The following is an 11,601-nucleotide window of genomic DNA, read 5'->3' as shown; positions in this document are numbered from 1 at the left end:
ATGGCTGACATAATATTATTGGATAACATTGATTCATTTACGTATAATTTAGTAGATCAGTTACGTAATAACGGACATCAAGTATTGATATATACCAATCAACTACCAGCATCAATAATAATTGATAAACTATCAGATATGATAGACCCAATTTTAATATTGTCCCCAGGCCCTGGATCTCCTAGTACAGCTGGATGCATGATACAATTAATAACACGATTACACAGAAAAATTCCAATAATCGGAATTTGTCTAGGACATCAAGCCATTGTAGAGTTTTATGGAGGACATATATCGCAATCAAAAAAAATTTTTCATGGAAAATCTTCTTTGATATACCATGACAATTTAGCTATGTTTTCTAATATACCAAACCCTTTTTTAGTAGGACGATACCATTCATTAATAGGTAATTGCATACCAAATAATTTAAAAATTAATGCTTATTACAACAAACACACGGTAATGGCAGTACGTAATGACTTTGATCGGATTTGTGGGTTTCAATTTCATCCCGAATCTATTCTAACTACTCACGGAACGCAACTTATTCAACAAACTATCGCATGGGCAATGTGTTTATATAATGAAAAAAAATAATATACAAGACATTTTACATACTTTATATCAAGGTAAAAATATTACCCAAGAACAAAGTGAAACATTATTATATTGCATAATAAAAGAAAAATTATCTTCAATACAGATTGCATCGGCGCTGATTAGTATGAAAATACGCGGAGAGACTTTTGAAGAAATTATAGGCGCTGTAAATGTATTATTAACTCATTCTAAACCTTTTCCTCGTATAAATAGCTTGTTTGCAGACATTACAGGTACCGGAGGAGACAATAGTAATACTATTAATATTTCTACAACTAGCGCTATTGTAGCCTCAACTTGTGGCGCCAAAATCATTAAACACGGCAATTCCAGTATATCTAGTCTAATAGGATCAATGGATTTACTAGGAAAATATTATTTACATATAGATAATACTCCAGAAAAATCATATCAAAAATTTAATGAATTAGGTATATGTTTTTTATATGCCCCACAATACTATGAAGTACTACACCGCATAATGCCCATACGCAAGCAATTAAAAATTCCTACGTTATTTAATATAGTAGGGCCATTGATCAATCCATCCAAACCTCCATTAACTCTCATTGGCGTATACAAAAAAGAATTATTATCGCCTATAATCCGAATATTGCAGTTGCTTAAATATAATCACGCGATAGTAGTACATTGCGGAGGGATTGATGAGGTAGGATTACACTCTTCTACTCATGTAGCAGAACTATACAACGATATCATCAGCAATTATGTTTTAACAGCGTCAGATTTTGGATTAAACTCTTATCCGATAGAAACATTACGTTGTTATTCAAAAAAACAAGCCCACGAATACATGATCAATACATTAAAAGGAAAAGGAGAACCTGCTCATTCTGCTGTAATAGCAGCCAATGTAGCATTATTATTAAAATTATTTGGGCATAACAATTTACATGCTAATACACAACTAGCTTTAGAAAAAATGCATCATGGTATACCTTACGCTCGCTTAACTTCTTTATCAGACAACTAAGATACAAAATCATGCAATACACAATACTTGATAAAATTCTGTCATATAAAAAAATATGGATAGCTAATCAAGAAAAGCAGCATTCGTTACATATTTTAAAAACCAAAACACAATTAAGCAATCGTGATTTTTATAGCGCTATGTCCAACAACAAACGTCAAACAATATTTATATTAGAATGTAAAAAAGCGTCTCCTTCTAAAGGTATTATTTGTAATAATTTTGATCCTGTTAAAATAGCGCAAACTTATAAAAATTACTCCTCAGTGATCTCGATATTAACTGATGATAAATACTTTCATGGAAATTTTGATATTTTACACCAAGTAAGCGATATCGTAGAACAACCAATATTATGTAAAGACTTCTTTATTTCAGAATGGCAAATTTATTTTGCACGTTTACATAAAGCTGATGCCATTTTACTAATACTATCAATTCTAGATGATACAACTTATCAAAAATTGGTCAAAATAGCTCACACACTATGTATGGGAGTTTTAACAGAAATCTCAAACGCAGATGAATTAAAACGTGCTAAATATTTAGGAGCGAAAGTAATCGGTATAAATAATCGCAATCTGCATGATTTTTCTGTTGATTTAAATCGTACTATTACTCTAAGCAAAGATATACCTAATACAATCACTGTAATCAGCGAGTCTGGTATTAACAATTATTGTCATATAAGAAAACTTAGACAATATGTCAACGGATTTTTAATAGGCACAATATTAATGTCTCAACCAAATCTTAATGTAGCCATTAAAAAATTAATTTTAGGAGAAAATAAAATATGTGGACTTACTCGAGTGAGAGACGCTTATATTACATATAAATCAGGAGCAATATACGGAGGTTTAATTTTTGTTCCCACTTCATCTCGCTGCATAAATATCATAACTGCAAAACGTATTGTTTCTCACGTACAACATTTAAGTTATGTTGGTGTATTTTGTAACGCTACAATTTCTTATGTTGTTAACATAGCTAACATATTGAAATTAGCAGCGGTTCAGCTCCACGGCATAGAAAACCAAGATTACATTAATATTTTACGGACACAGTTGCCCATGCAATGTCGTATATGGAAAAGTATTAACATGAGGCACCACAACAGGCCATTGTCAAGGTATAATATATTGAACGTAGACCGCTATTTAGCAGACAATGGAGGAGGTAGCGGCAAAACTTTCGATTGGTCACTACTATCTAATATGCGATTAGATAAAGTAATTTTAGCAGGAGGATTAACAATAAACAATTGCGATAAAGCGGCACGCATAGGCTGTATAGGTTTAGATTTTAATTCTGGTGTTGAAATTAAACCAGGCATTAAAAATCACCGGAAACTTATCAAAATCTTCCAAATAATCAAGTCTTATTAAGGAACATACATTTCGAATAATTAAAAATAAAATAATCAATATGATAAAACTAAAATCCTATTTTGGAGAATTTGGAGGTATGTATGTACCTCAAATTCTAATGCCAGCCCTAAATCAATTAGAAGAAGCGTTTATATCAGCTCAAGATGATGCTCTTTTCCAAAAAGAACTTAAATATCTTCTAAATCACTACGCCGGGCGACCCACTCCTCTAACATTATGCAGAAATTTAACAAAAGGAACTCGAACGAAACTATATTTAAAGCGAGAAGACTTATTACATGGAGGATCTCACAAAACCAACCAAGTATTAGGACAAGCTTTACTAGCAAAACGTATGTCTAAAACAGAAATAATCTCTGAAACTGGTGCTGGACAACATGGAGTGGCTGTTTCCATTGCAGCATCTCTGTTAGGGTTAAAATGTCGTATTTATATGGGATCCAAAGATATAAAACGTCAAAAACTCAATGTTTTACGCATGCAGTTAATGGGTACTCAAGTTATTCCAGTATATCATGGTTCTGAAACCTTAAAAGATGCTTGTAACGAGGCTATGCGTGAATGGTCGAAAACTTATGAATACACTCATTATATGCTTGGTACAGCTGCTGGCCCCCATCCTTTTCCTACAATCGTTAGAGAATTTCAACGTATCATCGGCAAAGAAACATACAAACAAATACAAAAATATGAACAATGCTTACCAGATGCAATTATTGCTTGCGTAGGAGGAGGATCTAATGCTATTGGTATATTTTCCGATTTTATTGACATACCATCAGTGCAGTTATTGGGAGTAGAAGCTGGAGGATTAGGTGTAGATACTAAATATCATGGGGCTGCTCTACAACATGGAAGTACAGGAATTTATTTTGGTATGAAAACTTCAATCTTACAATCTGCAGAAGGACAAATAAAAAACTCTTATTCTGTTTCCGCTGGTCTTGATTTCCCATCTGTTGGACCAGAACATGTTTACCTCAAAAATATTGGTCGAGTAAAGTACGTATCTGTTAATGATATAGAAGCCATAACAGCTTTTAAGAAACTATCTATTCATGAAGGAATTATACCGGCTCTAGAATCTGCGCATGCTTTAGCTCACGCATTAAAAATAATTCAAAAACAACCAAATAAATCACAAATTTTAATAGTCAACTTGTCAGGACGTGGAGATAAAGACATTTCTACAGTTTATGATGCATTGCAATTACAAAAAGAAAGAGATACATCAGAATGAATCGTTATCAAAAATTATTTACACACCTAAATCAAAAAAAATCAGGAGCATTTGTTCCTTTTATTACTATAGGATATCCCGATCCTATTTCTTTTACACACATCATAGATATATTAGTTTCATCAGGCTCCGATGCATTAGAATTAGGAATACCATTTTCTGATCCTATATCAGATGGCCCTATGATACAAAAGAGCATGGAACGTGCTTTTAAATCAGGGATGAATTTGGAACGTTGTATGACGATGCTATACAATATTCGTAATAAATATCCAAATTTACCCATCGGTATACTAATCTATGCAAATTTAATTTTTAAAAATGGAATAGATAAATTCTATTCATATTGTGCAAATATAGATATAGATTCCATATTAATTCCTGATCTTCCTGTAGAAGAAAGCCTACCGTTTTATAGTTCTGCTGTGCAACACAAAATAGCCCATATCTTCATTTGTCCACCTAATGCTACCGAAGAATTAATTCATAATATTACTACTTTCGGACATGGATATATCTATTTATTATCTCGCCCCGGAGTAACTGGAATAGATATTAATACAACAAAAATCAATAACGCTATATTATATAATATGATTCAGTGTATCCAAAAACAAAAAAAAAATTTACCTATACTACAAGGTTTTGGAATACACACACCACTTCAAGCTCAAGAATCGTTATTGTTAGGAACTTCTGGGATCATCACCGGTTCTAAAATTGCAAAAATTATCGAAGAAAATATATCTGATATAGTACTAGCGTTTAATAAAATAGAAAGATTAGTACGTCTTATGAAAAAATCCATGCATTTCAATATAAATTTAAATTAATAAATAAATGTATTACTTCCATTCTTATTTTGAAAAAACAACTAAATAATTATATATTACAATCCTCAAATTAACATGTAAATCCTTATAAAACTTCTAAAATAGATTATTTTAAACTTGATATCACATTAACATATGTGTAAAATGTTATTATAACGTGTTTAATTTCCCATTAAAACACATTAAACTTATAAACAGACACCTAGATACAATTTCACCACATTGATGCAGAAACATTCAGATTGTTATAAATTAACGATATCATTTATCAGAAAATTACCAATTACAAGTATTCCCGAATAATATGATGAACCATTAACTATTTGTAGAATCATATTATGTTCTGTTTAAAATTAAATAATTTGATTAAATTGCATACATTCGATTTTAAGGAAATATGGTTTTCATTTTCAAAAATATTTTTATAAAAATTATGATAATCAAATGGTCTTAAAATATATTCTGTGTGTATTCTCAATTATTATATATTAACATTACAATATTAATATTAGTTATGACATTCATTATTTAAACTAGCCTAAATTATTCTTTCTTACCAAAAAGAAGATCTCATATTTACTATCACTGTATTGATATGAACTTATAAGCTATAATCCAGGAAATATCATCAAATCAACGGTATATTTTATTAAAATTATCTGTCTCTAAAAGTATTTCTAAGCTGATAAGTGGTAACTTTTTATTAGGAAGTATATTAACTACGTTGTATGTTTTATCCACCACCAATAAAACAATCAATCTTATAATACAATAAATATCATTAATTCAACAATACCAGAATTTCCAAAATTATTACTATTCATTTCTTACACTACATTGTGCATACGGTTGAACTTAATAATAACACGATTCTGACTACACCGCTATCTATTATAATCAGTTATAACTCCGGTTATTATCATCACTCATAATATATCCATTATGGAACTGTCCGACTAAGCATAAAAATCAGCTACTGTAACATCCATTTAATCACGCCACCAATATTTATTATAATTGCTTAATAAAAACTACATTCATACTAATACTAATGCATTATTTCCATTCTTGAATCTTCATTGTTAAAATTGTAACAAGTAGCACGAACAAAAATATTAGCTACAATTATTTTAATTCATTAATACCGCTTACACATGATTATCAAAACAATATGAAGTTATTAATTTTTAAAAACATTTTATGTACACTGAAAATAATGAATACGACATCAACACCTATGTATATTATAACGTAAAATAACAACTATTCGATTAATCAAACACATTACTTACATAACATAACCATATATCATACTAATTCCCAAATATTTTTACAGCATTTAAACAAAATTTAAAAGTAATAATTAATTTTTTTTCTGGCCTATCACGCTCATATACCCAACGACGCATAGCTGATCTAATACTTTCTTCAAAAATACCAGGCGGTACAGCTGATAATATATGTATATTCTCAACTCTACCTTTAGTATTCACATCGTATTGTACAGTAATTTTTCCTGCTATATTTAATATTCTCGCTCTATTGGGATATTCAGGATACACACGATTAATTATGCAAGAAGATATATACGTCCGATCATAATTTTTTTGAGACAAATTCAAAGAATGCATTAGTGTAGAATCCTCAATATTAACATTGTTTTTTTTAATCAAATGAAAATTTGAATTAGTATTTGATTTATGTTGAGAACTATCTACAATTTTATTTTTTGAATACATCATAGCTCTTGGATTTTGCTGGTTACGATATGGTTCAAATTTTTTCGACACATGATTTTTTTCTAACGATTCATGAAAAAGCTGATTAGATTGCAGTAATGACAATGTAATTATTTGAGATCTTTGGGTGTAAGTTGAAGTATTAACAAAATGACAATAACGATTTAATAATACATATATTACCAATACGTGCATTACACATGACAAAAAACAACAAAAATAAAGCGATATATACAGTTTACACCAAATCTGTTGATACAGATCAATAATCAAATTTTTTATTTGTTTAAAAAACATCATGTTTCATTATGATGTGCATTTTACATTTTTATATTAAAAATTATTATTATTATTCAAATCAATCTTCTTAACACTTTAAGTGCGTAACAGAAATATACAACATATCAAGATATATGACATATAAGAAGTTTTATGCGATACGAAACACATTTATGTGTATCATATATGTTTTCTTTATTTATATTGCATATATTGAAAATATTAGTACACACAAACATTCAATTTAAATTTCATTCAAAATAACTAACATAATTCATTCACATAATCATTCTTATACTTTCTCATACATATTTCAAAAAACATTAAAAATACGTAATTACAGCATCAATCAAACAATTTAAAAACATTCTCTTCAACCAAATAGCAAATACGTGAATTACATTATAAAATATTAATGCATCAATTCTAATTGGGTAATATTACACAATTTAAATATACACATACATCATGTTTTTGATGATTTCTTTTATTATTTAGATATTAATAATCAATATATATATATGTATGCATGAAACAATAATTACTAATTATATAATAAAATGTATAAATTATTTATTTCCTAATAAACATAAGAAATGACCTCAATTATCGTATACTATTTATAATATAAAACATTATAATAATAATAATAAAATTTATATTATTAAATAATGATGAATATCAATGAATATATTTTACTAATCAATACTTGATCATTACATATCTACATCTTTTATGCGATTATAAAATTTTGTCATAAAATAAATATTCAATAATAATCTATAATCTTTGTTTAAAGTATCCCATAAACATCTCAAAGGATTTTATGTAAATCATGATTGCGATTCATGCTATATTTAATTGTATTTTCTTGTGCAGTTATTGGTTATTAATCGTACTAGTTACATTTCGAGTTTTAATAAAACGCCGAGCAGTACCATCGTCTATGGCATGGCTATTAGTAATTTATATTTTACCTTTAATAGGTATCATTACATATCTATTATTTGGAGAATCTAACCTTGGTAAACCACGCTCTACTAGAAGTAAAATAGCATGGTCATCTACTATGCGTCGCATACAAATACTAAAAACCTACAAACATATATTTTCCACTGAACACAGCTTAATTGCTTCTTCATTATTTAAGCTTTGCGAACATCGTCAAGGAATAGGCGCTCTAAGAGGTAATCAAATACAATTATTTAAAAAAACTGACGATACTATCGTATCTTTAATTAAAGATATTGAATTAGCTCAACACAGCATTGATATGATATTTTATATTTGGGAATCTGGGGGGTTAGTAGATCATGTTATAAAAAAATTAATTATAGCAGCTAAAAGAGGTATTCGATGTCGAATTATATTAGATTCAGCTGGATGTACTAATTTTTTCAGTAGCTCATATCCTAATATAATGCGCCAAGCTGGGGTTAATATTGTAGAAGCACTACATATCAATTTGTTACGTATATTTCTACGCCGTATGGATTTGCGACAACACCGAAAAATGATATTAATTGATGACCATATTGCTTATACTGGCAGTATGAATATGGTAGACCCACAGTTGTTTAAAAAAAATATAGGGATTGGACAATGGGTCGACATTATGGTACGTATAGATGGTCCTGCAGCTTCTGCCATGAGCATAATATTTTCTTCTGATTGGGAAATTGAAACAGGACAACATGTATTATTCCCATTATTATTTAACGCTCACATAGTAACAGCGCATAAACTAATACCAACAGGACACACTATTCAAATTATTCCCTCTGGCCCAGGATGTCCAGAAGGAATAATTCATCAAGTATTGTTAATATCATTATATGAAGCGCGTAAAAAACTTATCATTACCACTCCATACTTAGTACCTAGCGACGATTTATTACATGCCATTTGTACAGCAGCACAACGGGGAGTAGAAGTACATATCATTATTCCTCAAAATAACGATTCTGTATTAGTAAACTGGGCTAGTAGAGCATTTTTTAGTGAATTATTGAAAGCCGGGGTTTTAATACATCAGTTCCAAAATGGATTACTACACGTAAAAAGTGTATTAGTCGATCAACAATTAAGTCTCATAGGAACCGTTAACCTAGATACACGCAGTTTATGGTTAAACTTTGAAATAACTTTAGTTATTGATAGTAAAGATTTTAGTAACGAGTTAGAAAAAACACAGGAAACCTATATTGCACATTCCAAAATAATCGATCCTCAAAAATGGGCTAAACGTCCTTACTGGGAACGCATTGTTGAGCGTTTATTTTATTTCTTCAGTCCCTTATTATAAATAATTTTTTAGTTTTTAGTTTCAATAAATCACCCCCAAATAAACATAATACAACCATTCTATTCTCATGATGTAGAATACTCTAACTTCAATTAAAATATCCATAAATCCTTTTATCACAATCAAATATATACTCAAATATCAATTTGAGTTACATAAAAAAAATTCTTATACACGTTTAAAAACAAAAAATATATTCTGTATTGAATCAATTTAACTTCTGATTGAACGGTTCATAATTAAATTGAAAAATATTTTATCCGTGATTACAGTGACTTCATCAAGTGTGATTATTTGAAATATAAATTAATCCGTACTATTAATATTAATTATCCAAAGTGCAATAATATTTATATCATTTATAACTTTAATACCAAGCATGCTATATACATAAAATATATGTTATTCAAAAACAAATAAAATCGTGTATAATATCAAAAAGCTGTTATTTATTTTGGTACACATTTTGTTACAGATAACGGTGAATCTAGTTGTTCTACAAAATGTTTACGGCATACTGAAACATAATGGTTATTACCCCCAATCAGTATTTGATTTCCATCTCGCATTACTAAACCATTATTATCAATCCTGAGAACTCTATTAGCTTTTCGTCCACAATAACAAATAGTTTTTAATTCAATTAATTTATCTGCCCATGCCAATAACCATAAACTTCCTGAAAATAAATCGGCTCTAAAATCAGTACGTAATCCATAACATAACACTGGAATATTCAACACATCAACTATTTTACTTAAATCAATCACTTGATTACGATTGAGAAAATGACACTCATCCACTAACACACAATGTATTATATCCCTTTGATGTGTAGTTACTATTTGATCAAAAAAATTAGTTTTAATATTAAACGCTCTAGCGGAAGCATGCAATCCAATACGAGATTTGATTTGTTTATGTCCATTCTCTCGAGAACTCATTTCAGCAGTATATAATACAGTGTGCATTCCTCGTTCTTGATAATTATAAGAAGACTGTAATAATGCGGTAGTTTTCCCGGCATTCATTGCGGAATAATAAAAATACAATTGTGCCATACAATTAATACCCTATTCAAATCACAATATTTGAATACCAACAACATAAATATAATTTATATTTCATTATCATTTTAAACTTAAAAATTACTGAATCTATAAATTGACAAAATATTTATTTTTATATTCTAAATTAATTTTGATAAAATAAATCTTTTTATTTTATATAAGATCAACAATTTTACAATACTATATATATTTTTAATATTATTTAAATTTTATGCTCAAAATGATACTTCAGTTAAATACAACAATCTATACTTAACACAGTCTATGTATCTATGCATATAATTTAAAATTAATAAAAAGGATATTATTTATATTAAAAATATAAATAAATAAACAATTTCAATTTTAAACCGATAATACTTAAACATTAAATAATACATAAATAATTAAACTAAAATTAATTCAATATCTTTAATAAAACAATAAATTACACTTACTCAATATTTATTGACACTATATATATATAATTATCGATTAACACAAGATATAATAAGTTTATTTATAAATTAAATACCCGAGGCCTTGCAGAAAATAAATTAGCACTCTATCCTTATAATAGACTTGTTATTTATTACATTTTGAGATCAATGCGATGAACGACGCACTAAAAATTCTTAATAATATACGCACTTTACGAGCGCAAGCTAGAGCATGCACCCTTGATACCTTGGAGGAAATATTAGAAAAATTAGAAGTAGTTGTTAATGAACGCCGAGAAGAAAATAGTCAAGTTCAAGCTGAAATAGAAGAACATTCTCGAAAATTACAACAATATCGTGATATGCTCATAGCTGACGGAATAGACCCTAATGAACTATTACAACAAATGAGTTCTAATACTAAATCGTTTCATAAAAATAAACGTGCAGCTCGCCCGGCAAAGTATCAATACACTAACAAACATGGCGAAATTAAAACTTGGACCGGACAAGGACGTACTCCCTCAATTATCAAAAAAGCCATTGATGAAAAAAAGAAAAAATTAGAAGATTTTTTACTGTAATTAATAATAAATGATTAACACCTATCTACTTCATATCAAACAAAGAGTTTGAAAACATCACCAAAACTCTTTGTTTGCAATCGTCATATATAATTTATTATATATTATCGCTGTTAGCTATTATTCAAATTAATATTATAATAT

General features: G+C 28.8%; 10 protein-coding genes. 8 read left to right on the top strand and 2 right to left on the bottom strand.

Going from position 1 to position 11,601, the window contains the following annotated elements; genetic code table 11:
• From M9409_RS00605 to M9409_RS00580, 6 genes are all read left to right on the top strand, one after another.
• Window positions 1–600, top strand: a complete 600-nt coding sequence (locus M9409_RS00605) for a glutamine amidotransferase-related protein (RefSeq protein WP_250227025.1) — start codon at window positions 1–3, stop codon at window positions 598–600.
• A gap of 1 nt (window position 601) precedes the next feature.
• Window positions 602–1,597 carry an anthranilate phosphoribosyltransferase gene (gene trpD, locus M9409_RS00600; RefSeq protein WP_250227225.1) on the top strand — a complete coding sequence of 332 codons (996 nt, stop codon included), beginning with the start codon at window positions 602–604 and terminating at the stop codon, window positions 1,595–1,597.
• 11 nt (window positions 1,598–1,608) lie between these two features.
• Entirely contained in the window at window positions 1,609–2,985 is a 1,377-nt protein-coding gene (gene trpCF, locus M9409_RS00595; protein WP_250227024.1) for a bifunctional indole-3-glycerol-phosphate synthase TrpC/phosphoribosylanthranilate isomerase TrpF, read from the top strand.
• Window positions 2,986–3,025: 40 nt separating this feature from the next.
• A complete protein-coding gene (gene trpB / locus M9409_RS00590) occupies window positions 3,026–4,228 on the top strand; it encodes a tryptophan synthase subunit beta (RefSeq protein ID WP_250227023.1) in 1,203 nt (400 codons plus the stop codon).
• The gene (gene trpA / locus M9409_RS00585; protein WP_250227022.1) at window positions 4,225–5,061 is read left to right on the top strand and encodes a tryptophan synthase subunit alpha; all 837 of its coding nucleotides are present in this window, start codon (window positions 4,225–4,227) and stop codon (window positions 5,059–5,061) included. The genes trpB and trpA overlap by 4 nt, the downstream gene beginning before the upstream one ends.
• Window positions 5,062–5,671: 610 nt before the next feature.
• A complete protein-coding gene (locus M9409_RS00580; RefSeq protein WP_320411835.1) occupies window positions 5,672–5,836 on the top strand; it encodes a YciC family protein in 165 nt (54 codons plus the stop codon).
• Between the two features lie 538 nt (window positions 5,837–6,374).
• Here the strand turns inward: M9409_RS00580 and M9409_RS00575 are convergent.
• Window positions 6,375–6,995 (bottom strand): TonB family protein, encoded by a 621-nt coding sequence (locus tag M9409_RS00575; protein WP_250227021.1) that lies wholly within the window; start codon window positions 6,993–6,995, stop codon window positions 6,375–6,377.
• 919 nt (window positions 6,996–7,914) lie between these two features.
• On the opposite strand from M9409_RS00575, the gene cls reads away from it, so the two are divergent.
• Window positions 7,915–9,384 (top strand): cardiolipin synthase, encoded by a 1,470-nt coding sequence (gene cls / locus M9409_RS00570; protein ID WP_250227020.1) that lies wholly within the window; start codon window positions 7,915–7,917, stop codon window positions 9,382–9,384.
• 449 nt (window positions 9,385–9,833) lie between these two features.
• Here cls and M9409_RS00565 read toward each other — a convergent pair whose 3' ends face one another.
• Window positions 9,834–10,445, bottom strand: coding sequence for a thymidine kinase (locus M9409_RS00565; RefSeq protein WP_250227019.1), 612 nt, complete (start codon window positions 10,443–10,445; stop codon window positions 9,834–9,836).
• A 601-nt stretch (window positions 10,446–11,046) separates the two neighbouring features.
• Here M9409_RS00565 and hns point away from each other — a divergent pair.
• Entirely contained in the window at window positions 11,047–11,457 is a 411-nt protein-coding gene (hns, locus tag M9409_RS00560; protein WP_250227018.1) for a histone-like nucleoid-structuring protein H-NS, read from the top strand.
• The last annotated feature ends 144 nt before the right edge of the window (window positions 11,458–11,601 follow it).

Source organism: Blochmannia endosymbiont of Camponotus sp. C-046, from assembly GCF_023585865.1.
In the GTDB taxonomy this organism is placed as follows: domain Bacteria; phylum Pseudomonadota; class Gammaproteobacteria; order Enterobacterales; family Enterobacteriaceae; genus Blochmanniella.
Note: the sequence above shows the minus strand (reverse complement) of the source record. Positions and strands in the feature narration are given on the sequence as shown.